General features: G+C 41.7%; 23 protein-coding genes and 1 other annotated feature. Of the genes, 18 read left to right on the top strand and 5 right to left on the bottom strand.

Annotated elements, in window-relative coordinates:
- The first annotated feature begins 48 nt into the window (after positions 1-48).
- Positions 49-272: a binding site (T-box leader), on the top strand.
- Positions 273-600: 328 nt separating this feature from the next.
- The 3 genes from leuS (at position 601) to ACR42H_RS22255 (ending at position 3,770) form a co-directional block, all read left to right on the top strand.
- Entirely contained in the window at positions 601-3,018 is a 2,418-nt protein-coding gene (leuS, locus tag ACR42H_RS22265; protein ID WP_113882534.1) for a leucine--tRNA ligase, read from the top strand.
- A 163-nt stretch (positions 3,019-3,181) separates the two neighbouring features.
- Positions 3,182-3,487, top strand: coding sequence for a rhodanese-like domain-containing protein (locus ACR42H_RS22260; protein WP_436377045.1), 306 nt, complete (start codon positions 3,182-3,184; stop codon positions 3,485-3,487).
- A 100-nt stretch (positions 3,488-3,587) separates the two neighbouring features.
- On the top strand, positions 3,588-3,770 hold the full coding sequence (locus ACR42H_RS22255; protein WP_009333366.1) for a sporulation protein Cse60: 183 nt from the start codon (positions 3,588-3,590) through the stop codon (positions 3,768-3,770).
- 27 nt (positions 3,771-3,797) lie between these two features.
- On the opposite strand, the gene ACR42H_RS22250 is transcribed toward ACR42H_RS22255, so the two are convergent.
- Complete coding sequence (locus ACR42H_RS22250; RefSeq protein ID WP_436373299.1) at positions 3,798-5,066, bottom strand: NAD(P)/FAD-dependent oxidoreductase; 1,269 nt, start codon at positions 5,064-5,066, stop codon at positions 3,798-3,800.
- Between the two features lie 396 nt (positions 5,067-5,462).
- On the opposite strand from ACR42H_RS22250, the gene ACR42H_RS22245 reads away from it, so the two are divergent.
- Both ACR42H_RS22245 and ACR42H_RS22240 read left to right on the top strand, forming a co-directional pair.
- Entirely contained in the window at positions 5,463-7,079 is a 1,617-nt protein-coding gene (locus tag ACR42H_RS22245) for a putative polysaccharide biosynthesis protein (RefSeq protein ID WP_436373297.1), read from the top strand.
- A 315-nt stretch (positions 7,080-7,394) separates the two neighbouring features.
- Positions 7,395-8,114, top strand: coding sequence for a pseudouridine synthase (locus tag ACR42H_RS22240; RefSeq protein WP_436373295.1), 720 nt, complete (start codon positions 7,395-7,397; stop codon positions 8,112-8,114).
- Positions 8,115-8,178: 64 nt separating this feature from the next.
- Here the strand turns inward: ACR42H_RS22240 and ACR42H_RS22235 are convergent, their stop codons facing one another.
- Entirely contained in the window at positions 8,179-8,400 is a 222-nt protein-coding gene (locus ACR42H_RS22235) for a DeoR family transcriptional regulator (RefSeq protein ID WP_026041817.1), read from the bottom strand.
- Positions 8,401-8,858: 458 nt separating this feature from the next.
- Between ACR42H_RS22235 and ACR42H_RS22230 the strand changes: the two genes are divergently transcribed.
- The 5 genes from ACR42H_RS22230 to dat all read left to right on the top strand — a co-directional run bounded on the left by ACR42H_RS22230 (position 8,859) and on the right by dat (position 14,604).
- Positions 8,859-10,133: a M48 family metallopeptidase gene (locus tag ACR42H_RS22230; RefSeq protein ID WP_436373293.1), complete on the top strand. Its 1,275-nt coding sequence runs from the start codon at positions 8,859-8,861 to the stop codon at positions 10,131-10,133.
- Between the two features lie 107 nt (positions 10,134-10,240).
- A complete protein-coding gene (locus ACR42H_RS22225; RefSeq protein ID WP_113882539.1) occupies positions 10,241-10,957 on the top strand; it encodes an ABC transporter ATP-binding protein in 717 nt (238 codons plus the stop codon).
- Positions 10,911-12,125: an ABC transporter permease gene (locus ACR42H_RS22220; protein WP_436373291.1), complete on the top strand. Its 1,215-nt coding sequence runs from the start codon at positions 10,911-10,913 to the stop codon at positions 12,123-12,125. The genes ACR42H_RS22225 and ACR42H_RS22220 overlap by 47 nt, the downstream gene beginning before the upstream one ends.
- A gap of 102 nt (positions 12,126-12,227) precedes the next feature.
- Positions 12,228-13,646: a dipeptidase PepV gene (pepV, locus tag ACR42H_RS22215; protein ID WP_113882541.1), complete on the top strand. Its 1,419-nt coding sequence runs from the start codon at positions 12,228-12,230 to the stop codon at positions 13,644-13,646.
- Between the two features lie 88 nt (positions 13,647-13,734).
- On the top strand, positions 13,735-14,604 hold the full coding sequence (dat, locus tag ACR42H_RS22210; protein WP_436373288.1) for a D-amino-acid transaminase: 870 nt from the start codon (positions 13,735-13,737) through the stop codon (positions 14,602-14,604).
- 56 nt (positions 14,605-14,660) lie between these two features.
- On the opposite strand, the gene cysK is transcribed toward dat, so the two are convergent.
- Positions 14,661-15,593 (bottom strand): cysteine synthase A, encoded by a 933-nt coding sequence (gene cysK, locus ACR42H_RS22205; protein ID WP_436373286.1) that lies wholly within the window; start codon positions 15,591-15,593, stop codon positions 14,661-14,663.
- Positions 15,594-15,847: 254 nt separating this feature from the next.
- On the opposite strand from cysK, the gene thpR reads away from it, so the two are divergent.
- The 5 genes from thpR (at position 15,848) to ACR42H_RS22180 (ending at position 22,220) form a co-directional block, all read left to right on the top strand.
- Positions 15,848-16,426, top strand: coding sequence for an RNA 2',3'-cyclic phosphodiesterase (thpR, locus tag ACR42H_RS22200; RefSeq protein ID WP_113882544.1), 579 nt, complete (start codon positions 15,848-15,850; stop codon positions 16,424-16,426).
- A 274-nt stretch (positions 16,427-16,700) separates the two neighbouring features.
- Positions 16,701-17,678 (top strand): NERD domain-containing protein, encoded by a 978-nt coding sequence (locus tag ACR42H_RS22195; protein ID WP_436373284.1) that lies wholly within the window; start codon positions 16,701-16,703, stop codon positions 17,676-17,678.
- Positions 17,668-18,657 carry a diacylglycerol/lipid kinase family protein gene (locus ACR42H_RS22190; RefSeq protein WP_113882546.1) on the top strand — a complete coding sequence of 330 codons (990 nt, stop codon included), beginning with the start codon at positions 17,668-17,670 and terminating at the stop codon, positions 18,655-18,657. The genes ACR42H_RS22195 and ACR42H_RS22190 overlap by 11 nt, the downstream gene beginning before the upstream one ends.
- Before the next feature lie 59 nt (positions 18,658-18,716).
- Positions 18,717-20,867, top strand: coding sequence for a type I pullulanase (gene pulA, locus ACR42H_RS22185; protein WP_436373282.1), 2,151 nt, complete (start codon positions 18,717-18,719; stop codon positions 20,865-20,867).
- Between the two features lie 579 nt (positions 20,868-21,446).
- A complete protein-coding gene (locus ACR42H_RS22180; RefSeq protein WP_436373280.1) occupies positions 21,447-22,220 on the top strand; it encodes a phosphotransferase in 774 nt (257 codons plus the stop codon).
- 3 nt (positions 22,221-22,223) lie between these two features.
- Here the strand turns inward: ACR42H_RS22180 and ACR42H_RS22175 are convergent, their stop codons facing one another.
- Positions 22,224-22,502, bottom strand: coding sequence for a YtzH-like family protein (locus ACR42H_RS22175; protein WP_009333350.1), 279 nt, complete (start codon positions 22,500-22,502; stop codon positions 22,224-22,226).
- A 234-nt stretch (positions 22,503-22,736) separates the two neighbouring features.
- Here ACR42H_RS22175 and trmB point away from each other — a divergent pair, with 234 nt between their 5' ends.
- Together trmB and ACR42H_RS22165 are read left to right on the top strand one after the other, a co-directional pair.
- On the top strand, positions 22,737-23,375 hold the full coding sequence (gene trmB / locus ACR42H_RS22170; RefSeq protein ID WP_436373278.1) for a tRNA (guanosine(46)-N7)-methyltransferase TrmB: 639 nt from the start codon (positions 22,737-22,739) through the stop codon (positions 23,373-23,375).
- Between the two features lie 166 nt (positions 23,376-23,541).
- Entirely contained in the window at positions 23,542-24,384 is an 843-nt protein-coding gene (locus ACR42H_RS22165; protein WP_113882550.1) for a YtnP family quorum-quenching lactonase, read from the top strand.
- A 216-nt stretch (positions 24,385-24,600) separates the two neighbouring features.
- Here ACR42H_RS22165 and ACR42H_RS22160 read toward each other — a convergent pair whose 3' ends face one another.
- Positions 24,601-24,915 carry a PepSY domain-containing protein gene (locus ACR42H_RS22160; protein ID WP_113882551.1) on the bottom strand — a complete coding sequence of 105 codons (315 nt, stop codon included), beginning with the start codon at positions 24,913-24,915 and terminating at the stop codon, positions 24,601-24,603.
- 234 nt (positions 24,916-25,149) lie between these two features.
- Between ACR42H_RS22160 and ACR42H_RS22155 the strand changes: the two genes are divergently transcribed.
- On the top strand, positions 25,150-26,223 hold the full coding sequence (locus tag ACR42H_RS22155; RefSeq protein WP_436373276.1) for a M42 family metallopeptidase: 1,074 nt from the start codon (positions 25,150-25,152) through the stop codon (positions 26,221-26,223).
- Positions 26,224-26,249: the final 26 nt, after the last annotated feature.

Raw genomic sequence — 26,249 nt, 5'->3', positions numbered from 1 at the left:
TACTTGCATCCTGGCGGGAAATTTATTACAATAGTCATATTCTTATACTAAAATGCTTAGATAAGGAGCAGTAGTGGTGCAACAGCCCGTTTTAGAGAGTTGACGGAAGGTGCAAGTCAGCCGGGCACATCATGAACTCGCCTTGGAGCAGCAAGTGTGAAGGACCAGTAATGCTTGCCGTTTTCCGCGTTAAGGATGAATGAAGCGAGTGACATGTTCACTAATGTGGGTGGTACCGCGGGAGATTTATACATAATCCTCTCGTCCCTTTTTTGGGATGAGAGGTTTTTTGTTTTATTTTTTAGGCTGATTTGTAAAGTTCGTTGCTTACAGACTAAGTTTAACTATCTGAGTTGATTGTAGCGGGGGGCACTTGATCCTCGAAAATGCTGACGCATTTTCTAAGTGCGGTGCTCATTCAATTCCTGCGGGAAGTGAGAGAAGTTAGAGACCCCGCAGGCGAAGCCGAGGAGGCTCTCCTCTCTCCCCGCGGGTTCGCTAAGTGCTTCCTGCTAAAATCAACGGGCAATATTCATAAGCCAAAAAACGGTTTACAAGAAAAGAGCCTGATTTTATTTTCAATAATAGGAGGAAACAAAAATGAGTTTCAATCATCAGGAGATTGAAAAAAAGTGGCAAGGCTACTGGGAAGAAAATAAAACTTTCAAAACAACTGAAGATAAAGGCAAGCGCAAGTTTTATGCGCTTGATATGTTCCCTTATCCTTCAGGCGCAGGACTTCATGTCGGTCACCCGGAAGGATATACGGCAACAGACATCCTTTCCCGTATGAAGCGCATGCAGGGCTATAATGTCCTTCACCCAATGGGCTGGGATGCATTTGGTTTGCCTGCCGAGCAATATGCCCTTGATACAGGAAACGATCCTGCTGAATTCACAGAACAGAATATCAACACCTTCCGCCGCCAGATTAAGGCTTTAGGTTTTTCATATGACTGGGATCGTGAAGTAAACACAACAGACCCTGAATACTATAAATGGACTCAGTGGATATTCTTAAAGCTTTATGAAAAAGGACTTGCATATATCGATGAAGTAGCTGTTAACTGGTGTCCCGCACTTGGAACAGTACTTGCAAATGAAGAGGTCATTGACGGAAAAAGTGAACGCGGAGGCCATCCGGTAGAACGCCGTCCAATGAGGCAGTGGATGCTTAAAATTACGGCTTATGCGGATCGCCTGCTTGAAGATCTTGATTTATTGGATTGGCCAGAGAGCCTTAAAGATATGCAGCGAAACTGGATCGGCCGTTCTGAAGGAGCAGAAGTAACGTTCAATATTGAAGACCATGATGGCACGTTCACTGTTTTCACCACAAGACCTGACACATTATATGGTGCAACATATGCTGTTCTTGCTCCAGAACATGTGCTTGTTGAAAAAATTACAGCAGATGGGCAGCGTGAGGCAGTTCAGGCTTACATTGACAAAGTAAAAAGCAAGAGCGATCTAGAGCGGACAGATCTTGCTAAAGAAAAAACAGGTGTCTTCACTGGCGCTTATGCGATTAACCCGGTCAATGGCGAAAAAATGCCAATCTGGATTGCAGATTATGTTTTAGTCAGCTATGGAACTGGGGCCATCATGGCGGTACCAGCTCATGACGAGCGCGACTATGAGTTCGCCAAGCAATTTGATCTTCCTATTAAAGAAGTCGTTGCCGGAGGAGATGTTGAAAAAGAAGCGTACACTGGCGATGGCGAGCATGTAAACTCAGATTTCCTTGATGGATTAAACAAAGAGGAAGCGATTGAGAAAATGATCGAATGGCTTGAAGAGAAAGGCATTGGCACTAAGAAGGTTACTTATCGTCTTCGTGACTGGCTATTCAGCCGCCAGCGCTATTGGGGCGAGCCGATTCCAGTGATCCACTGGGAAGATGGCACAATGACTGCCGTGCCGGAAGATCAGCTGCCATTAGTGCTTCCAAAAACAACGGAAATCAAACCATCCGGCACTGGAGAGTCACCATTAGCCAACATCGATGAGTGGGTTAATGTCGTGGATCCTGAAACAGGCAAAAAAGGCCGCAGGGAAACCAACACAATGCCGCAATGGGCAGGCAGCTGCTGGTACTATATTCGCTATATTGATCCGAAAAACAGTGAAGCTCTTGCAGACCCTGAGAAATTAAAAGAATGGCTTCCGGTTGATATTTATATCGGCGGAGCTGAACATGCGGTTCTTCATCTCCTATATGCCCGTTTCTGGCACAAGGTCCTTTATGATGTGGGAGTTGTCCATACGAAGGAACCGTTTCAAAAGTTATTTAACCAAGGTATGATTCTTGGGGAAAATAATGAGAAAATGAGTAAATCAAAAGGCAATGTCGTTAATCCGGATGAAATTGTAGCAAGCCATGGTGCTGATACTCTTCGTCTATACGAAATGTTTATGGGACCTCTTGAAGCTTCCATCGCATGGTCTACAAATGGATTGGATGGTTCAAGAAGATTCCTTGACCGGATCTGGCGTTTGTTTGTGGAAGAGACTGGTGAATTAAGTCCGAGAATTAAGGACATCGAAGAAGGCAGCAGCCTTGAAAAGGTTTACCACCAAACGGTGAAAAAAGTAACTGAAGACTACGAGGGGCTGCGTTTCAACACAGCTATTTCTCAAATGATGGTATTCATCAATGAAGCATATAAAGCAGATGTACTTCCAAAGACCTTTGCAGAAGGCTTTGTTAAAATGCTTTCACCTATTGCTCCTCACATGTCCGAAGAGCTTTGGTCTAAATTAGGGCATGGTGAATCCATTGCGTATGAAGCTTGGCCTGCATATGATGAAGCTAAAATGACAGATGATGAAGTCGAAATCGTTATCCAAATCAACGGCAAAGTTAAAGCAAAGCTTATGGTTCCAGCCGATGCCAAAAAAGATTTATTGGAGCAAATCGCAATGGGCGATGATAAAGTAAAAGAACAAATTGACGGAAAAACCGTCCGTAAAGTCATCGCTGTGCCAGGTAAACTTGTGAATATCGTTGCAAATTAAGGTATACCAGATGAAACCGCCTCTATTTGTCAGAGGTGGTTTTGTATTTGTGTTATAGAAACTTCCTATTTATATTTTTCGTCCCATATAGGGTATTATAGGAGTGGCAGCATTATTTAATGCTAAGTTCTATTTAAAAGGCTTTTCAGAAAGGGTGTTAGGATTGGAACGTATTGAAGAGATAACAACAGAAGAATTGCAAAAAAAGCTTGAAGAAGGGGAGAAACTTGAGCTTGTCGATGTAAGGGAAGATGAAGAGGTTGCATCCGGCATGATTCCAGGGGCGAGACATATCCGTATGGGCACGATACCTGAGAATCTTGATAAATTTGATAAAGATACGGAGTACATTATTATTTGCCGTTCTGGCAATCGCAGCGGAAACGTATGCCACTATTTGCAGGACCAGGGATATAAAGTCCGCAATATGACCGGGGGCATGCTGAACTGGCAGGGTGAAACAAAATAGAGAAGAGCGGAGCCGCAGCAGGCTTCGTTTTTTTGTGTTTTAGTTTTAAAAATTCAGAAAATTGGACAAGCTGATAAAAAAATCTGAAAGGAAGTTTCCTGTGATTAAGGTAAAGTTATTTGATCATGAACATGAAAAAGATCTGGAAAAGGATATGAATCATTTTCTGGAGAAGATTGAGGAAAAAAAGCTGCTGGATATAAAATATAATGTTGCCGCAGTGCAAGAGGATGAAGATGAACAAATTTATTGTTTCTCTGCCATGGTTATATATAGAGCCTGATGTCTGAGGAGCATCAGGCTCTCTTTATTATACGATCCTAGCTGAAACTGCTGCGTTTAATCCGGCTAACCTGCCTGTTACAAGTGCGGATGTGATATTATACCCGCCTGTGTAGCCGTGGATGTCCAGAATTTCTCCGCAGAAGAAAAGTCCTTCCATCAACTTTGAAGCCATTGTTTGCGGTTCAATTTCTTTTACGGAAACCCCTCCGCCGGTAACAAAGGCTTTATCGAGAGGCAGCGTCCCATTTACTTTAAACTGAAAAGATTTACAGGCTTTTACAAAGCTTCTGATCTTTTCGTTTGAAATCGAAGCTCCCTGTGAGGACGGATCAATTCCGTTCTGCTCAAGAAGAAACAAAAGATATCTTTCGGGCAGCATCCCTTTTAAGAGATTTTTAATACTTTTCTTTGGCTCTTCTTTGATCTTTTTGGACACATCCTGAAAAAGAGGCTCTTCTTTCATATCCGGGATTGCGTCTAAATTCATGACCACTTCTTTTAAGTTCCACTTCTTCATCGCTTTCACCGCATATTGGCTGCAGCGCAAGACGGCCGGGCCGCTAATGCCAAAATGGGTAAAAATCATATCCATCCGATGGGTTATGAGCACTTTTCCTTTAGGGTTTAAAACACTAAGCGCCACACTCCGGAGCGACAATCCCTGTAGCATTTTCTCTTTAATAAAGTTCTCAGAAGATGTCAGCGGAACCTCGGTTGGGAAAAGCTCTGTAATCGTATGGCCAGCTTTTTGCGCCCATGCATAGCCGTCGCCAGTTGAGCCGGTATGAGGGACTGATTTTCCTCCGACGGCAACTACAACTGAATCTGCTTCATATACATCGCCTGTTTTTAATTCTACCGATTTCACCCTGCCATTTTCATAGTGAACATCCTGGATAGGGCTGTTCGTTTTGATATCGACTTTCAGCTCCTTCAGCCTTGAGATCAAGGCATCAACAACAGATTGTGCTTTGTCGGTAACAGGAAACATCCGCCCGTGATCTTCTTCCTTCAGCTTAATTCCTAAATTCTCAAAGAAGCGGATAATATCCTCATTGCTGAAAATGGAGAATGCACTGTACAAAAAACGGCCATTGCCGGGAATATGCTTAATGATTTCATCCACTGGAAGCCTGTTGGTGACATTGCACCGGCCTCCTCCGGAAATGGCAAGCTTCCTTCCAAGCTTGTTTCCTTTGTCAATCAGAAGAACTTTTGCCTTCTGTTCCGCAGCACCGATTGCTGCCATCAATCCCGAAGGACCCCCGCCTATAACTATTACATCATATTTCATATTTTCACCAACTTATCTTGATTCGCTATAAAAGCAATAGCTACATTATAAATCAAATATCCTATTTCTAAAAATAATGCCCCATAATACGGTATTGCAAGTGGAATTTCCTCTGTAAGAAGAGTACACTACAAATAGTGTGTCTAAAAAGATAGAAAATTGACGAACTTACTGCGAATTGTTTTGGCAATCACAGGCTGTAAAAGCCTGCATGCTTTAGTTTTTTAAATAAGAGAGAAAGCTTTGAAAGTCGATTACTGTCCAGCTCAAAAGGGAACGCTTCGACAGCTTTATCATCGCTCGACTAAAAGCGCTGGCTTTTAGGAGGAGCGCCTACCCCCTCGAGATGTCGGAGGCTGGCAAGGCGCTTCCGCATTTCATAAAGGAAGGGATTATATGTCATCTAAGCTCTTAAAGGGAACCTTCATCCTTACGCTTGGCACCATTATCTCGAAGGTTCTTGGTTTGTTTTATGTTATTCCTTTTTACCAGATTGTGGGGAAGGAAGGGACAGCCCTTTATTCCTTTTCGTATACACCTTATACAATCTTTATTAGTGTTGCAACAGCGGGGGTTCCGCTTGCTGTTTCAAAGTTTATCTCTAAATATAATGCAATAGAGGAATATGCAGTCGGACGAAAGCTGTTCAAATCAGGTCTGGCTGTCATGACGGCAAGCGGAATCATTTCATTCCTGATCCTGTTCTTCCTTGCTCCAGCAGTTGCCGAAATGACACTGGCCGGGAAAGACGTTGAGGTTAGTGTTAAAGATGTAACAACTGTAATTAGAGCGGTATCATTTGCCCTGATTATTATTCCGTTCATGAGTTTGATAAGAGGGTTCTTTCAGGGACATCAGTCAATGGGTCCTACTGCCGTTTCACAGGTTGTGGAGCAGATTGTCCGCATCCTGTTCGTTCTTGCAGGTGCATATGTCGTTTTAAATGTAATGGAAGGTTCACTGACTGCAGCGATCAGTGTCGCCACTTTTGCTGCCTTTATTGGCGGACTCGGAAGCCTCGGGGTATTATTCTGGTATTGGTATAAACGTAAGCCGCATTTGGATAAACTGCTTGAAGAAGATAAAGGAACCGTTGATATTTCCTTAAAGGAAATATATAAAGAAATCATTCTTTATGCCGCACCGTTTGTATTTGTGGGTCTCGCGAATCCTCTCTTTCAGTTTATCGATCAGATAACATTTACCAGAGCGATGGATGCCATCGGTGAATCGAAAAATGCAGTAGCAGCCTTTTCTGTCCTGAACTTTGAGACGCATAAGCTGGTCATCATTCCTGTCTCGCTTGCCACAGCCTTCTCGCTGACGCTTGTGCCAAGTGTGACGAAAGCATTTATGGATGAAGATAGGTCAGATTTAAACCGCCAGCTTAACCAGACTTTCCAGGTGCTTCTTTTTCTGACTCTTCCTGCCGTAGCAGGATTATCCCTGCTTGCTGAGCCGGTTTTCACCCTATTTTATGAGCATAAAGATTTGGGTACTGAGGTGTTGAGAACTTATGCACCAGTGGCGATTCTCTTTGCTTATTATTCGGTAACTGCAGCCATTCTGCAGGGAATCAATGAGCAGCGTTTTACAATCTTAAGTTTGCTGACAGGCCTGCTGGTAAAGCTATCATTGAATATTCCGCTCATAAAACTGTTCGAAACACAGGGAGCCGTATTTGCAACCGCTCTTGGCTATATCGTAGCTATTTTAATTAACCTTTTCGTAATTAAAACATTTTCAAAATATCCCTTCAAGCTTGTCTTAAGACGAGGAATGCTGATTGTATTATTTACTGCATGCATGTACATTGCTGCAGGAGTGGTTTATAAAATCACAACTGCCTTCTTATCGCCGGCATCCAATTTTCAGGCTATCATCATTGTCATCATCTGCGCAGCAGCTGGAGCGGGAGTCTATTTCTACCTAAGCTTCAGAACTAAATTAATCTATCTCCTGTTCGGATCAAGAGTCGATAGAATGCTTAAGAAATTAAGATTGAAGGCATAAAAATAGAAGGTCTCCGTGATGGGGGCCTTTTTTAAAGAACGTTTTAGAAAACAATATACAAAGCACTGAGTTGATTGGAACGGAGGGTACATGATCCTCGAAAAATGCTGGTGATTTTCTTCGTGCGGTGTTCAGTCGAGGAAGTTTATTCAATGTCCTGCGGGAGCAGCGGGACAGATGAGACCCCGCAGAAAGCAAGTGCCCCGTGCTGAAATCAACGGACAGAATATTTACTAATACAAGAAAAAGAGAACCGTTTAATAACGTGATATTAATTTAAACCAGATTAATTATGATTAAAAGGGAGGGGCAGCCATGAGAATTGACAAAATGCTGGCCAATCTGGGCTACGGCAGCCGTAAGGATGTTAAAAAGCTATTAAAGGATGGAGCTGTAACGGTTAATGAGGAAAAAGTAAAGGATCCCAAGCACCAGGTCGATCCTGAACAGGATGCTGTCATCATTAATGGCGAAAAGGTTGAATATAAGGAATTCATTTATTTGATGATGAACAAACCGCCAGGCGTCATCTCCGCAACAGAGGACTCTCAATTTGAAACCGTGGTGGACCTGCTCGGGATGGAAGACCTTGTTTTTTCTCCTTTTCCAGTAGGGCGCCTTGATAAGGATACAGAAGGGCTTTTGCTGCTGACCAATGACGGCCAGCTGGCCCATCGGCTGCTTTCTCCAAAGAAGCATGTTCCTAAAACCTATTTTGCAGTCATAGACAGGGAAGTCACAGCTGATGATATTGCCGCATTTAAAAAAGGGGTTATATTGGATGACGGCTATGAAACCAAGCCTGGGGAGCTGGAAATCCTTAAATCCGGCATGACATCTGAAATTGAATTAACCATTACAGAGGGAAAGTTTCATCAGGTCAAAAGAATGTTTGAGGCAGTGGGCAAAAGAGTCATCTATTTAAAGAGATTATCAATGGGCCCGCTTGAGCTGGATGAAACATTGGAATTGGGTGAATATCGGGAATTGACTGATGAAGAGCTTGATAAGCTGATGAATTATGAAGTGAGATGAGACGGAAAAATCGCCCTGACAGCAGGGCGATTTTCTATTTATTAGGTTGGTTATGCTTTGATTGTTAAGATGACATCTTTACTTTTTTTTGAGTTATGGTCCATTTGCCTCTGCTCGGACTCTTAACCAAGTCATTGTAGGCGAGGACATTTAAATCTCTTTGAATGGTGCGAGGAGTAATACCAAATTCCTCTACAAGCTCCTGAGTTGTTACAGTTCCGCGCTTACTTATAAACATGTAGACGGATTTTACACGGTTTAACATCCGGTTAGTTGAAGGTTTCAAAAAACCACTCCCTATCCTTTTTTCAAACCCCATGGCAATTTCCTGCAACCGACAGCTACATTGAAGGATTTTCCTTCAATCATATGTAGTTTTCTTTTCCCCAGACAACCCCTTTGTATTCTGGTTATTTTAGTCAAGATGTCATACCTCTGACTATATTGTAACGCTATTATCTGATTATTTCTACTTTAAGGATACAATTTTACAAAATATTTATAATGCTGCTTGTATTTTAGTCTTTACGTTTCCCTCCTTTTTAATGTATGTTCAATTCCCTAATTATTTTCGATTAAACCTCGATAGGAAAAGGGACTATTACTATACCTTATGGCAGATGGGGCTTAAATTATGTACTGAAAATTCAAATAATCAATCAGGGAAGTTTCTATATCCTAAAATTTGTTTTTTGATTATAATCAATTGGTATATTTAAAAGAGATTGAAAGGAAGAAAGTGTAATGGAAACTCACTCGCTGAGAGATCGCCTGGTATACCCGAAGGAAAATATTTATTTTGCATTCGTTGCTTTATTTAGCATTTTGTCTTATATTTTACTGGCATTCTCTATTATTGGGATTGTGATTATTTTGGCATTAATTCTTGTATCTCTTCTGTTCCATGGGATTATGGTGGGCGGCATCAGAAGAAACGGAGTAAGAATAAGTGAGAAGCAATTTCCGGAGATTTATGAAAAAGCAGTGCTAACTTCGAAGGAAATGGGTCTGCAAGTTTTGCCGGATATATACGTGATTGAGTCTGAAGGTGTCTTAAATGCCTTTGCTACAAGGTTTTTCAGAAGAAATATGGTTGTCTTATATTCTGGTATTTTTGAATTGACTGCTCGGGGAGCTGAAAAGGAAGTACTGTTCGTCCTGGCCCATGAGTTTGCTCATTTAAAAAGAAAGCATGTTATTATAAACCTTCTTCTGCTCCCTGCTATGTGGGTTCCATTCCTTGGGAATGCGTATTTAAGAGCATGCGAGTATACATGTGATCGTTATGCTGCCTTTTATATAAAGTCGTTTGAAGCATCTAGAGATGCCTTGACGATGCTTGCCATTGGAAAAGAACTTTATCCTAAGGTCAATAAGCAGGCGTACATGGAGCAGCTCCAAACGGAAACTGGATTTTTTGTCTGGCTGAATGAGAAACTTTCCACCCATCCTCACCTGCCAAAAAGAATTTATGCTTTATCAAAAGTTTTTGCTGAAGAATCTGCAGTTGAGTTAAAAGAACCAAAGGGCAGGATATGGCTGGGGATAGCAGGATCAGTCCTGACGCTGACTATTCTTTCCGGCGGACTTTGGATTGGGTATAAATCACTTGAAAAAATGGATTTGTGGACTGAAACAGTTATGGGCATTGAAGGAACTACCGCTCTAATGAATGCAGCGAGTGAAAATGATACTGAAATGATCCACACTTTACTGGCTGATGGGGAGGATACTGAGGAAATGGATGCAGATGGCAATACTGCCTTACACTGGGCTGTTTCTTATGGCCAGTATGACAGTGCTGCCCTTCTGCTGGAAAATGGAGCAGAGCCTAATACGGCAGATAACTATCAAACCACTCCTTTAATGAGTGCAGTATTTAATGAGGATACTGAAATGGCCATGCTTCTCCTGGAATATGGTGCAGATCCCGCTGTGAAAGATGCGGATGGCTATACAGCCTATAATTACGCTGCAGACTTTGAAAATACAGAATTAATGGATATCCTCCAGCCATAATAAACCTGCCCCTTTGAAGGGGCAGGTTTATTATGGTTTTAAAGAATATATGAAAAAGAGCAAACCTTTTCCAATTATATCCGTATGTATAGTCAGGAGGAGAGTATATGAACTTATTAAACGTCGATATTGCATCAGCAGGCTATGAAAATGGAAAACCGATCATACATAATATAAATTTTGATTTAAAAGCAGGGGAATTAATCGGCCTTATAGGACCTAACGGGGCAGGAAAAAGCACAACGATTAAAACAATCCTGGGATTATTGGAACATAAAAAGGGGACAGTGGAATTTAAGCAGGGAGTTAAGTATTCCTATATACCTGAACGCCCCATTTTTTATGATGAGCTGACATTGTGGGAACACTTGGATTTTACAGCTGCCGTAGAGAGACTGCCGGAAATCCAGTATAAGAAGAGGGCATCAGAGCTCTTGAAGGAGTATAATCTGTCTGAACACGCTTATAAATTTCCCGGTACATATTCAAAGGGAATGCAGCAAAAGGCCATGCTGATTCTTGCGATGATTGCCAAGCCGGATGTCTATATTATTGATGAACCGTTTATTGGGCTGGATCCTAATGCTATGAAACTGTTTCTGGAATCAATTGAAAGAGAGAGACAAAGGGGAGCAGGCATTCTTATGTCTACCCATGTACTTGATACGGCAGAGAAAGTGTGCAGCCGCTTTCTAATTGTGCATGATGGCCAGTTGAAGGCTTCCGGCTCATTAGACGATATCAGGCAGCAATGCGATCTTTTGGCTGGTTCGCTTTATGATTGCTTTCATCAGATTGCAGAGGGAAATGACAATGAAAAGTAGTTCGCTTTTTCTTGGAAGGTTAATCAATAGCTGGAAGTATCAGTTTGGTATTTTCCGTTCCATTGCAGATTGGACCATCATGGTTTATCTCATTGTCCCCGGTGCTGTCATCTTTGGAATGATATATCGCTCCTGGTGGTTAGAAACGCCGGAATGGATTGCAAACTTGCCAATGTTTCTCCTTTTCTTCCTGCTTTATATTTTTTCATGGCTGGGTAACTTTCGCCCATTTACACAAGAAGCTGATAAAGTGTTTCTGGTGAAAAATAAGAGCCTCTATTTGGGATTAAGAAAATGGGGATTTGGCTATTCACTTTTCTTCCAGGCAGTCAGTACAGGCACGATGATAGCTCTTCTTCTTCCCTTTCTGAAGAACAGTTATTTTTTGCAATGGAGTCAAATCATTGCTCTGCTGACATTTTTCATTACTCTGAAATGGGCGATTATGGCAGTTTCCTATTATCTGAAAGGGATTGAAGGGAAGTTTAGAAGATATGTAATTGGCTTTGTGCTTTTTGTATTATTGAGCTGGTTCAGCCAGCTCGTCTATTCACTGTGGAATTTCGGTGCAGACTTTCCGGTTTACATGATTTCGGCAGTGCTGCTTTCCGGCACCTTAACGAGAGTCTCCCAGATGCAGAAAAGGATATCGGCCGCAGACTTTGAAATTATGCTTGAGCAGGAGGAAAAAACAAAGTATATCAAATGGATATTTATGATGGCTCCAGAAATAGAAAAGCCTGCTATTTCAATGAGGACAAGACCTATATTATTCAGAAACTCCAGACGGATCTTTAAGAAGAGAACACCCATTAAGGGCCTGATAGAATTATTCATAAAGATTTTCATACGGAATCCTTCATATATTTTCAGTTATTTTCAAATCATTTCTGTAAGCGCAGCGGGGATTATTGCCATTCCTCCACTATGGATAAAAGTAATTGTGTCGGGTATCTTCCTTTTCTTAATGTATTCATGGCTTTCGATTACCTGGGATAAATCCATTATGTCCCATCCCTTTACGAAAAAATATAGTGATAAAGATTTCTATTTCACTGCAAGGAATAGAACGGTCATAGCCTTATTCTTCCTTGCCATTTTGATCTTAGGTCTGATAGTAAGCGTTTTGACAATCATCTTGGCAAGGTTCAGCATTCCTGGTGCATAATAAAGGTATGTTTTTATTACACAGTCCCATAAGCAAATTGCAGGCAAAATGGGTTATAATGGGTAATCATAGATGTTCAAATCAGGATAAGGAGGTAACTTTATGAACGTATTGGATTGGCAAAAAGAGGTTAATAACCGAAAAGACGCTTTAATTGAAGATACTCAAAAACTTTTGAGAATTAAAAGCCTGCTGGATGAAGAGAATGCAGCAGATGATGCACCCCTTGGTGAAGGTGTAAAGGAAGCGCTCGCTTTCATGCTTGAACTTGGAGAAAAGGATGGATTCACTGTCAAAAATGTCGGCAGCCTGGCTGGTCATCTGGAATTTGGCGAGGGTGAAGAAATTGTGGGTGTACTTTGTCATGTCGACGTAGTTCCTGAAGGAGATGGCTGGACTAGCGACCCATTTGGTGCAGAAATTCGCGATGGAAAGATTTTTGCCAGAGGGGCGATTGACGACAAAGGCCCAACGATGGCTGCTTATTATGCTATGAAAATTGTAAAGGAATTGGAGCTGCCTTTAAGCAAACGGGTCCGAATGATTATCGGAACAGATGAAGAAAGTGACTGGCGCTGTGTAGAGCATTATTTTAAACACGAGGAAATGCCAGCAATGGGATTTGCACCAGATGCAGATTTCCCAATCATCTATGCAGAAAAAGGCCTCTCTGATTTTGATCTCGTCCAAATTAGCCATACCGAAGAAACAGACAGGGAAGTATTGGCAGAGGTCGTGCATTTCCAATCAGGAAGAAGATATAACATGGTTCCTGATTTTGCAAAAGCCAGTCTTGTAGTCCATCTAGAACACACTGAAGTGGTGCAAAGGTATATTGATTTCCTGAAAAAGACTGAGCTTGAAGGAAAGTATTACATAGATAACGGCGAACTGATTCTGGAGCTTCAGGGAGTATCGGCTCATGGGATGGAGCCTGATAATGGGAAAAATGCAGGTATTTTAATGGCATCATTCCTGGCATCCCTTCAGCTGGATGAGAAAGCATGCCAATATTTTCAGTTTGTATCACGATACTTATGTGATGATTCCAGAGGAAGAAAGCTTGGCATCGCCTGTACGGATGAGATTACCGGTGATTTAACCGTTAATGTAGGAAAACTTTCATATACGAAAGAAGATGGCGGCCGTTTAGGCTTTAATGTACGTTATCCCATCAGTAACAATATGGAGGATACAAAAAATAAGCTTCAGTCATTGATTGAAGAAGAACATTTCAGATTAGAGAATTTCACTGATGCCAAGCCGCATCATGTGGAAGAAGATGATTTTCTTATCCAAACCCTGAAAAAAGTGTATGAACAGCAGACTGGCGAAAAGGCAGAGCTTTTATCAATTGGCGGGGGCACATATGCACGTTCCTTGAAGTCTGGTGTGGCGTTTGGCCCGCTTTTCCCTGGCAGGGAAGACGTGGCACATCAAAAAGATGAATATGTGTTTATTGAGGATTTAATAAAAGCTGCTGCTATTTATGCACAGGCGATTTATGAACTTGCGAAATAGCTCTAAAACCTGATATGATGGCTGAAAGATTTTACATAAACAGCTAATAGATTAGACAAACAAACCACTTACAGGGAGTGTCAGAGAAATGGAATATGTAATTTTGAACGGTGACTTGATCGAGCGCTCTGAAGCGAAAGTAGATTTCGAGGACCGGGGCTATCAATTTGGTGATGGCGTCTATGAAGTAATCCGCGTCTATAACGGAAAAATGTTCACGGCAGATGAGCACCTCGAAAGGCTGCTTGAGAGCGGAAGGAAAATAGAGCTCGATATCCCTTATTCTATAGGGCAGCTTAAACAGATGCTTGCAGAGATGATCGAAAGGAATAACCTTGAACTGGGAATAGTATATATGCAAGTTTCCAGGGGGACTTCTCCAAGAAATCATGCTTATCCTGGTGCAGACGTTGCACCGGTGCTTACCGCCTATACCCGTGAAACCTCAAGACCTGTTGAGAGCATGAGAAATGGTGTTAAGGCTATTTTGATTGAAGATATACGCTGGCTGCGCTGTGACATAAAGAGTCTGAACTTGCTTGGCAATATCATGGCAAAGCAAAAAGCAGCACAATCGGGCTGCTTTGAAGCAATTCAGCATCGCAGAGATACGGTGACTGAGGGAAGTTCTTCCAATATAGCGATTGTAAAAGATGGGACACTATATACGCACCCTGCAACAAATCTGATCCTAAATGGCATTACCCGCCGTAAGATCAATGAGATCTGCATGGAAAATGGAGTATCACTTGAAGAATCTGCTTTTACAAAGGATGATCTGCTGGACGCGGATGAAGTCTTTATGTCCAGTACATCAGCTGAAATTACTCCGATTACAGAGATTGAAGGAAAGCCGGTTGGTAATGGAAGTCCTGGTCCAATCACAAATAAATTACAGAACCTTTTTGAAGAGGCAATTGAAAAACAGTGCGGCAGTTTGACAGTTAAAATTAGATAGTTCTAAAACAAACGGACCCCAGGAGTAATCCCTGGGGTCTTGGTCTTTTAACTTACTTATTCAAACTGAAACAGATCGCTTGAAAGGTATCTTTCTCCTGTATCGCAAACGATGAATACCACAACATCGTCCGGCTTTAGCCTTTTTGCAACCTGGATGGCAGCATAGCAGGCTGCTCCTGAGGATGGACCGACTAAAATCCCTTCTTCTCTTGCCATTCTGCGCGTCGTATCATATGCTTCTTCATCTTTGATTTGATGGATTTCATCATAAACATCCGTATTGAGAATTTCCGGAACAAATCCGGGACTTGTGCCAACAAGCTTGTGCCTGCCAGGCTTTCCGCCCGATAGGACAGGTGAGCCCTTGGGCTCTACAACATGTACTTCCAACCCTGTATAATGCTCTTTCAGGACTTCTCCTGTGCCGGTAATCGTGCCGCCGGTGCCTGCCGTGGCAACAAAGGCAGAAAGTGGTTTGCCGATGTCCTTCATGCCCTCAATAATTTCGACTGCTGTTGAATGGCGGTGTGCATCAGGGTTAGCGCTATTTTCAAATTGCATCGGTACAAAGCTGTTTGGGATTTCCTTAGCCAGCTCATTTGCTTTTTTTATTGCACCGGGCATTTTGTCATCTCCAGGAGTCAGGACAACTTCTGCTCCATATGCTTTCAAAAGGTTGATGCGCTCTGCCGTCATGGTATCAGGCATAACCAGAATGGCCTGATAGCCACGTGCTGCTGCATTCATTGCAAGCCCGATGCCGGTGTTTCCGCTGGTTGGTTCAATAATGGTTGAACCTGGTTTCAATGAACCTGCTTTCTCAGCTTCGACAATCATATTATAAGCCGCGCGGTCTTTTACACTGCGGCTTGGATTGTAGAATTCGAGCTTAGCATAGATGCTTGCTCCATTTTCAGGGGCGAGCTTGTTTAATTTTACTAGTGGAGTATCTCCAATTAAGTCCGCGAGATTGTTGACAACTTTCATCTGACTCTCCCTTTCAAATAAGACTGTAATAACAAGGAAGTTTAATACTTTGTTATTTTACGTCCATCTGTTTATTTTCATCCTAACAAAGGAAATCTATAACTATTCATAATATATCCATCATACTAAAACAGACTATTCCAATCAAATCAAAAGGAATTGGAAGAATACTTAAAATAGGAGGTCAAACAGAAAGTATCTGCCAATTTTAACTGATGTTTGTTAAAATAAGTGAAAATATGGAGGAATCTTAAGTGTCCAAACAAATGAATGCTCATTTTTTCTTTGCGTTGAAATTACCGGTTGAAACAAAGGGTAAGTTGAAAGAATACTGTGGAATTTTAAGTCCAGAGCTGCCTTTTAGCCGCTGGGTCCATCAAGAGGATTATCATATTACACTAGCATTTCTTGGGTCTGCACCGCAGGGAAAACTGCAGAAAGCAGCCAAGCTTGTCGCTGCCTCAATCAGAAACGAAAAAAGATTTCCCTTGCATATCTGCAAACTTGGCGTATTTGGAAAACAAGACGCACCAAGAATTTTCTGGTGTGGAACACAGCAGGAGAAACATCTCCAAGATTTAAGATCGAAAGTATATTCAGCATGTCAAGAAGCGGGCTTTGAATTGGAGACAAGACCATTTAAACCTCATATCACTATGGCAAGAAAATGGGCTGGCACTCATCCATTTCAGGAAAGCATGCTGTACGCTAACAGTCCATTCAAGGAGGGGCCCCTTGAATTTGAGGCTTCAGAAGTCGTCCTATACCAGACCCATCTGGATAAAACACCGAAATATGAAAGCATTGCCATCTTTCCGCTCCTGGCGGAATAAAATAAATACATACTATTAATGAATAACGGCTTAGGTGAAATTGCTGCTATTGAAAGAATATAAAATATTTATCACTGAGTTGATTGGAGCGGAAGGTGCGAGATTCCAACGGGAGTAGCGCACCAGGGGAGATCCCGCAGACGCGTCGCGTCGAGGAGGCACCCGGCAGCCCCGTGGAAAGCGAGTGCCTGCAGCGGAAATCAACGGGCAAAATAAAAAGAACATAAATGAATAATTAGAGATAGAAAGTATAAACGAAAGCAGGGCTAGGAGAATGGGACAGTTAATTAAATTGCAGGATTATGTTTCACGTTACCAGCAGGACATTTTTGTATATCCTTCCCGTTTTGTCAGACTAAAAAAACAGCAGTGGGATAAATGGCATAAAGCATGGGAAGCAAATGAATCATTTAATCCTGAGTCCGGGCAGCGATATACAGCCGGCACAGCAGAGTGGCTTGAAGAAGAAAAAGAGCCGCTGATGGAAAAGCTAAAGGGTTTATTAAAACGGGGGAAAAATGAAGAATTAGAGGAATATGAGGCTGTCGGGGATGAGGTGACAAAGGAAGAAGACGTCCTTGAATTTGAAGCCTCCTTTGCCGTGCGTCCAGAAACAATTGATAATTTAAAACACCAGTTTCTAGACCAGCTTTACCGATTTCAGATGAAATGGGCAACCTCCACATTAACGGAAAAATCATTTCCCGATAAGCATTACTATTATGATGAAAAGCTAAAGTATTTTCTGCAGAGATATCCGGATACGTATCTTGTCATGTTCAATCCGATCTTTCTGCTGAAAAAGGCTCCTGTGGAAACAGAAATCATTGTTATAAGCCCGACAGAGGTATGGTGCATCAGCTTTTTGGAGGAAGAAGATTCAGCAGTATTCTCAGGTTCGAAGGATAGATTCTGGACAAAAAAGGGAAAAGGGGAAGAAAAGAAGGTTCTGAATCCGCTGCTTGCATTAAATAGGACTGAAAAAATTGTCCGAAAAATATTTGAAATTCATTCTATTGAATTGCCGATTAAAAAGGCTTTACTTACCCGAAATGGCTATATTGAATATCCGGCAGCTCCTATTGATGTTCAGCTAATCGAGAAAAGGACCTATGATCAATGGTTTCAGACAATGAGAAGCCAGCGTTCGCCTCTCAAGCATGTTCAACTAAAAGGAGCACAGGCACTGCTTCAATATTGCCAGACTGCATCAGTCAAAAGGCTGGAGTGGGAGAATCGGGATGAATCATGAAGATTTCCTCGAGGATAAAGCCCATAGCAGGGAAGAGCTTAAGTTCATTATTAACCCGCAGGCGAAAAATGGCTCCTGCCTGAAAGTCTGGAAAAAAGTTGAGCAGATGCTGAAAGAGGAAAATATCCCTTTCTCTGCAGCCAGGACAGAATATCAGGGCCATGCCAGGGAATTGGCAAAAATCTATGCAGAACAGGCGGGCGGGCAAAGATTATATCTTGTTGCTGTGGGAGGAGACGGGACGGTTCATGAGGTTATGAATGGCGCTGTGGGTCATCAGAATGTGACCGTTGGATTTATTCCGGGAGGATCTGGGAATGATTTCTCGCGGGGCTTTGGAGTACCTAAAGACCCGGCAGAATCTTTAAAAGCAATTCTTAAAGGGATCAGTCATTCTTCTGTAAAAGCTGATATCGGAATGATTAGGCACATAGATGGGAAAAAAACATATTTTATTAATAATATGGGTGCTGGATTTGATGCACTGATTTCCCGGAAAGTAAACAGTTCAAAGGTGAAAGGTATTTTAAATCAGTTATCTCTGGGCAAATTTGTATACGCTCTCTTTCTTGTAAAAGAGCTGTTTACCTATAAATGCTCTAATCTTGAAATCGTCATTGATGGCAAAAAACTCCATTTTGATTCTGCCTGGTTTATTACTATTTCCAATCAGCCATTCTATGGAGGCGGTATGATGATTTCCCCTGATGCAAATCCTTTTGATGGAATTCTAAATGTTACGGTCGTCCACAATATATCAAGAATAAAAATTTTGTTTGTATTTGCCTCCGTCTTCAAGGGGCGTCATATAGAATTTAAAGAAGTCACAGTTCTTCAGGGCCAGAATGTCATTATTAGATCTTCACACCCCATTCCTGCTCACGCAGATGGCGAGGCTTTAGGCAGCACACCGATTTCAGCCTCTGTTTGCCCCGGAGCCCTTCCTGTAATTATAGGCAACGTAAAAGATGGGTGTTGATTTTGGGAGAGAGCTGCTCTTAAAATACCGTCCGACTAAGTAAAGGAGATGAATTCGGAATGATAACGATTGAACGGACTTTTAATGCATACTTAGACGAAATGCACATCATTACGATCATACTTCCTTTCAGCTATCATCAGGGACGTTCTTCCGGGTTCTCTCTCCTTACTGACTGGGAAGAAGAGTTTCCTGTTGAAATATTGAAAAGCATGGCGATTGAGGATGCCGTTAAATATACATGCAGAATAGACCATGAAGCGGAATTCGGGAAACAATATTGGATAGTGGATGAATATGGGGGAAAAACAGATCTGCAAATTGGTGCTGTTATTCGTACAAGTGATTTTGATGAGAAATTCTATTATGACGGTCCGCTGGGCTTCTCGTACAGCAAAGAAAAGACGCATTTCAGGCTCTGGGCTCCGACAGCTGCAAAGGTAAAGCTGAAGCTTAAAGGAGCATTGGAGGAGGAAGCTGAGCTTATTCCGATGAGCAGAGAAGAGAGAGGAGTCTGGAGCTGTGATGTAAATGGCGACCTGGATCGTTTTCTTTATTCTTTCCTTGTATGCATTAACCTGGAGTGGAAAGAAGCTGCTGATCCATACGCAGTCTCTTCGGCTATAAATGGGGAATATGGTGCGGTAGTCAATCTGGAAAATACAAAAATTAAAAAGCCGGAGCTTCCGCCGCTTCTGCAGCCCACAGATGCCATCATATATGAAACGCATATTAGGGATTTTACCATTCATCCTGCGAGCGGGGCAGTACAGAAAGGCCTCTATTTAGGAGCGGGAGAAACAAATACCGTTGGCAGAGATGGGGAGCCTACATGCCTGTCATATGTCAAGCAGCTCGGCATTACTCATATTGAGTTTCTGCCGGTCCATGACTTTGAAGGTGTGGATGAAAAAAGTCCAAAAGAAGAATATAACTGGGGTTATAACCCGCTACATTTTAATGTTCCAGAAGGAAGTTATTCTACAGATCCTCTAGATCCCTATTCGCGGATCAGAGAATTGAAAGCCTTAATTCAGGCTGTTCATTCCCAGGGACTTAGAGTCATTATGGACGTAGTCTATAATCATGTTTATATTCGCGAGCATTCTTCTTTTGAAAAAATCGTACCGGGTTATTTCTTCCGGCATGATGAATATGGAATGCCATCAAATGGCACCGGTGTTGGAAATGACTTTGCTTCTGAACGCATGATGGCCCGGAAATTTATTGTTGACTCCGTATCATACTGGATGAAGGAATATCAAATTGATGGGTTCAGGTTTGATTTGATGGGTATACTCGATATTGAAACGATGAATGAAGTTCGCCAGAATGCGGAATTGATTGACCCGTCTGTCATTATTATTGGTGAGGGCTGGGATTTGAATACCCCTATACCGGATGACAAAAAAGCAAGCATCCGCAACCAGGAAAAGCTGCCGGGAATCGGCCAATTCAATGACTGGTTCAGAGATTCCATCAAAGGCAGTACGTTTAATTTATATGATAAAGGTTATGCATTGGGGAATGAGCATTACTATGATGCGGCAAAGCAGGTATTGGCTGGAAGCATTGGCCTTGAAAAAAAGGAAAAAGGCATTTTCCTTTCCCCTTCCCAATCTGTAAATTATGTGGAATCGCATGATAATCATACCCTATGGGATAAAATACAGGTTTGTTCTGAAAATGCGGATCCTCTTGTGCAGCAGCATAAGCACCGCTTGGCAACAGCGATGGTTCTTCTTTCCCAGGGAATTCCATTTTTGCATAGCGGACAGGAATTTTTTCGGACCAAAGAAGGAAATGGAAACAGCTACCGTGCTCCAGATTCCATCAATAATCTGGACTGGGAAAGGAAATCCCATTACTTAAATAATGTTGAATATATTAAAGGCCTGATCAGCATAAGAAAGTCAATTCCTCTTTTCAGGCTTGCCAATGCAGAAATGATCCGGAATTCCATGCAGTTTCTGGATATTAAAAAACCGCTATTAGGTTATGTGTTAACAAGCAGTGATCAAAATACCGAGAGCAGCCATGCAGCCGTTATTATCAATCCTTTAATGACTGAAGAAGAAATATTTCTCCCGGAAGGGGATTGGGACCTTATTGCGGATGGACGTGAAGCCGGTATTTCCACTATTCGCAAGATTAACACCAGATTTGAAATACCGCCATTATGTTCATATGTATTGGTTTGCAGAAGATAGAAGTACTACTGTTCAGTACTATTATTTCAAATATTATCCTTAAAAAGAAAATACTGATGAATCGACCAGAAAAATCTTCATTTTTTCAGATGATATTCCGTAAACCTAAATAGATGCACTTGACGAAAAAAGCCAGTAAGAATAAAATTTATAAAGATGGCTATTGTGAGGGACTAACATCAATAGCTTTTTTTTTATTTTAAAGTCCCCAAACATTGCTGGTTTGTCTTTGCTGATTACTTTGTGCTTATAGGTGCTTTACTTAATTAACCTGATAAACAGCTATATTGGCGAAAATGCATTATAGTCGAATAGAACTAAACATTATTAAGCAACGGCCTTTTTATTGGCCATGGCAAAATAAGTCTTGCTGCAAAAAACAGGGCTTATTTTTCAACTTTTTATTATTTGAACTTCGAGAATTGTCTAGCGCAAGCAGCCTACCCCCTCGAGCTCACAAGCAGATTCCCCTAAAAAGGCAAAAGACGCCTTTCTTGGAGGCCTGTCTTGTGCTTGTCGGGGGTGGGCAAGGCGCTTGCGCTTTTCTACAATGGCTTACTAAATTGCAGGTGAACAATTTTGGAACATTTATTTGGACATGACTGGGAGATTGTTCCCGCCGGAGGGGCGACAGGGGAAGCCTTCTATGCAAAGCACGAAGAGCAGAGGCTCTTTCTTAAAAGAAACTCCTCTCCTTTCCTGGCGGTTCTGTCTGCGGAAGGAATCGTCCCGAAACTTATCTGGACAAAAAGAATGGAAAATGGGGATGTTATAACTGCCCAGCAATGGCTTAATGGAAGAGAGCTAAAAGCCTCTGACATGAATCAGGAAAGCGTGGCAAAGCTTTTGAGAAAAATTCATTCTTCAAAGCCGCTGCTTGGTATGCTGACAAGAATGGGGAAGTCTCCACTGCAGCCCGAAACCCTATTGTGTTTGATTGAGGAAGAACTGGATTGTGATCTGAAGGAGCAGGCTGCTGTTATTCAGTCAGTCGATTTCCTGAAGAAAGAGGTTTCGCATATCCACTGTGAGGAAAATACGGTGTGCCATTGCGATGTGAATCATAACAACTGGCTGCTTTCGGAAAACAACCAGCTGTACTTGATTGATTGGGATGGAGCCATGATAGCGGATCCGGCCATTGATCTGGGAATGCTATTGTATTGGTATATTCCTAAAGAAGAATGGCCAAATTGGCTTGAGCGGTATGGTATTCAATTGACAGATAATTTGCTGCTCCGCATGAATTGGTATGTGATTGCACAGACTTTGACATCGATCCAATGGCATAAAAATAAATTCAGATACCAGGAAATGGAAAAATGGCTTTCCTATCTGGATGAGCTCCTTTAATATTTACGAAAATTGATCTATATCCTGTACCCATTGTGATAATTCATTCTGATGGGATTCAATGTGAGTATCCAATTGGGAAGAATTAATCCCGTGCTGACTGTATTCATAAATTTCTTCTAATACTGTTTTTACGTTTTGATTAATATTTCCGTTGATCATTAATGATTTAACCAATCGTTCCAATTGTTCACATTCTGAAATAGAGCCACAGCAATCTGTCTGATGATTGCTTAAAATATCTTTTAATAAATTTAATTGATCCTGGTGTCCAAGCGGCATGAAAAGCACCCTTTCTATTGAAGCTGAAAATAAAAACAAAAGGAATTCACTTTTAGGTTGTGGATTCCTTTTTTTATTTATTCATTGGCGGATGGTAATTTAGATGTTTGAGTGCCATTGGGTTAAACTACAAACAAGGGATGAACGACTTTAGTAATCCCCCTGAAAATAAAGTTGCATCACTGCGATAGGCATGATATTGTTTGAACGATATTAATTTTTAGGAGTGTCAACATGCGACAGCGAAATAAACCTTGGGCGAAAGATAAATTAGCCGAATATCCACAATACGTAATTTCAGAACCTGAAAAATATAAAGGAAAGTGGAAGGAAGCCTTCGATAAAGATCAGCCCCTTCATATAGAAATTGGGACAGGAAAAGGCCGTTTCATAACTGGAATGGCAAAAGCAAACCCGGAAACCAACTATATTGGAATTGAACTCGCTGACAGCGTCATCGTTACTGCTCTGGATCGTATCATCGAGGATGAACTTCCAAATGTAAAGCTTCTGAATGTAAATGCCAATGATCTTCGGGATTACTTTGAAAAAGGCGAAGTCAATCGTGTCTATCTCAATTTCTCAGATCCATGGCCAAAGAAACGCCATGCAAAACGCAGGCTGACTTATAGAAGCTTCCTGGAGATTTATGAAAATATCCTTGGGGATAAAGGGGAAATACACTTTAAGACTGATAACCAGGGATTATTTGAATCGTCTCTTATGAGTTTCTCCGAGTATGGCATGCTTCTTACATTTGTCAGCCTGGACCTTCATAATAGCGATTATGAAGGAAACATCATGACCGAATATGAAGAGAAGTTTTCTTCAAGGGGAAGCCGTATATTCAGATGTGAAGTTCAATACAAATAAGCTAGTCTATCCCGATGGATAGGCTTTTTTTTGGTATTGCTATATTTCGCTGTTTGCTTGTGCGTGAAATAATTTAAATATTGCTACAAGTAAGCGCTTAAATGTTAATATGAGATAAGGGGAAAGCGAGCGCTTGCTCAGAAAAACTTAAATGGAGGAGATAATGATGGAAGCATTGGAGTTAAAGAACATAAAGCTGTACTGGCTTCGCGGAGGTGTAACACATCTTGATGGCGGAGCCATGTTTGGAGTCGTCCCTAAGCCTTTGTGGTCTAAAAGATATCCCTGCAATGAAAATAATCAGATCGAACTGAGAACAGATCCCATCCTTATTCAATTTGACGGTAAAAATATTTTAGTCGAATCGGGTCTTGGAAACGGGAAGCTGAATGATAAACAGAAGAGGAATTTCGGAGCCCTTGAAGAGTCTTTTGCTGAACAGGATTTAGCAAAGCACGGCTTGTCACCCGAGGACATCGATTATATCCTTATGACGCATCTTCATTTTGATCATGCCTGCGGTCTGACAAAACCGGAAGAAGGAAAATTTTCTTCTGTATTTCCAAATGCCAGAATCATTGCATCACGAGTGGAATGGGAAGAAATGAGAAATCCTAATATTCGTTCAAGGAATACATATTGGAAAGAAAACTGGGAGTCCATCCAGGATCAGGTGGAAGTCTTTGAAGGAGAGTGGGCGCTCGGCCCTATTAAATTGGTGCATACAGGCGGCCATAGTGATGGACATTCTATACTTGTTATCGAAGATGAGGATGAGACCGTCATTCATATGGCTGATATCATGCCAACTCATGCCCATGCGAATGTACTTTGGGTTCTTGCTTACGATGACTACCCGATGGATTCCATAAGTGCTAAGGAAAAATGGATGGGATACGGGCTGAAAAGAAATGCATGGTTTACTTTTTACCATGATGCTTTTTACAGGGCAGTCAAGTGGGATGAATCAGGAAATATTGCTGAGAAGGTGGAAAAGAAACAAAGTTAAAAAAATCCCCATCCGGGGATTTTTTTAATACACTTTGAACGTCGATAACTGTCTAGCGCAAGCAGCGTCCCCTTCGAGGTCACAAGCTTGTCTTGTTGCTGCTCCTAGGAACTCGGGTCAAAAGCCGTTTTCTTTTAGAAGGAAAAACACTTCTTTTTGGGAGAACGTGGCGTTCTTAGTCTGCGTTCCTTCGTGGGCAAGGCGCTTGCGCTTTTCTTAATGCAGTGGAAAAACGTCCAAAATGGTTCCAGTCTCTGCGTCGGCAATGAATTCATATTGCTCGGCTTCTTCACCCGAAAACTTCGAAATGCCGCCCTTATAAACCTGATATTTTAAATGTCCTTTTTCATAAGGTTCAGCTTTCATATGAATCCATGATCCGCTTATCGGCCCTTCCTGTTTAAATGCATCCTTTGCATTTGCCAAAGCTTTCTCAGGGGAAACAGCAGTTTTTTGCGACAGTAATTCCCTGGCTGCGTATCCGCTTGCCAAACCAACCCCAACACCTAAGATAAATGACTTCCAATTCATAATTGCACCTCCCCAGGCTGATGATATAAGCAGTACATTTTTACAAATTTTTCTGTTTTCCAATTCTATCTTATCAAAAATAGGCTTGAACTAAAATAAATAATACACAGCTTAAATTTCGCCAATCGAAGTTTCCTGCCTGTAATGCTGGAAAGACGTATGAAAGTTCTGTAAAATGAAATTATACATATCTGCATAGCCAATTAATTTGGAAATTGATAAAGGAGAATAATAATGAACGAAAAAACATTGCAGCTTTTTAAAACATTGACAGAGTTGCCAGGGGCGCCTGGAAACGAGCATTTAGTACGGAAATTCATGCGCGAACAAATCAGCCAGTATACAGAAGAAGTCGTTCAGGATAAGCTTGGAGGCATCTTTGGCGTGAAAAGAGGAGATCAAAGCGGCCCGACTGTTATGGTGGCAGGCCATATGGATGAAGTTGGTTTCATGGTCACTTCCATAACAGATAATGGCATGATCCGTTTTCAGACACTGGGAGGCTGGTGGAGCCAGGTTTTGCTGGCACAAAGAGTCCAGATTATTACAGATAATGGACCGGTGACAGGAGTTATCGGTTCAATTCCTCCGCATCTTTTAGACGAAGCAAAGCGCAGCAAGCCGATGGAAATAAAGAATATGCTGATTGACATTGGTGCAGATGACCATGAAGATGCGAAAAGAATAGGCATTAAGCCAGGACAGCAAATTCTGCCGATTTGTCCATTTACACCAATGGCAAATGAAAAGAAAATCCTGGCGAAAGCATGGGATAACCGTTACGGCTGTGGTTTGGCTGTGGAACTTTTAGAGGAAGTCCAGAGTGAATCACTTCCCAATATTCTCTATTCCGGAGCAACAGTTCAGGAAGAGGTTGGCTTAAGAGGTGCACAGACAGCAGCAAATATGATTAATCCTGATATTTTCTTTGCTTTGGATGCAAGTCCTGCCAACGATATGACCGGGGATAAAAACGAGTTCGGCCATTTAGGCAAAGGAGCACTTCTGCGGATACTGGACCGTTCAATGGTAACACACCGCGGCATGAGGGAATTTGTTCTGGATACAGCTGAAACGAACAACATTCCTTATCAGTATTTTGTCTCGCAAGGCGGAACAGATGCAGGTAAAGTTCACATATCCAATGAAGGTGTTCCAAGTGCAGTAATCGGCATTTGCTCCCGTTATATTCACACACATGCATCCATTGTGCATGTCGATGATTATGCAGCAGCAAAGGAATTGCTTGTTAAATTAGTAAAAGCCTGTGACCGTTCAACAGTAGAAACCATCCGTAAAAACAGTTAAGCAGATGAGACAGCAGAAGCTGTCTC

Source organism: Cytobacillus sp. BC1816 (genome assembly GCF_051353635.1).
GTDB lineage: Bacteria > Bacillota > Bacilli > Bacillales > Cytobacillaceae > Cytobacillus > Cytobacillus oceanisediminis_C.
This window is presented reverse-complemented; position numbering and strand designations above follow the sequence as displayed.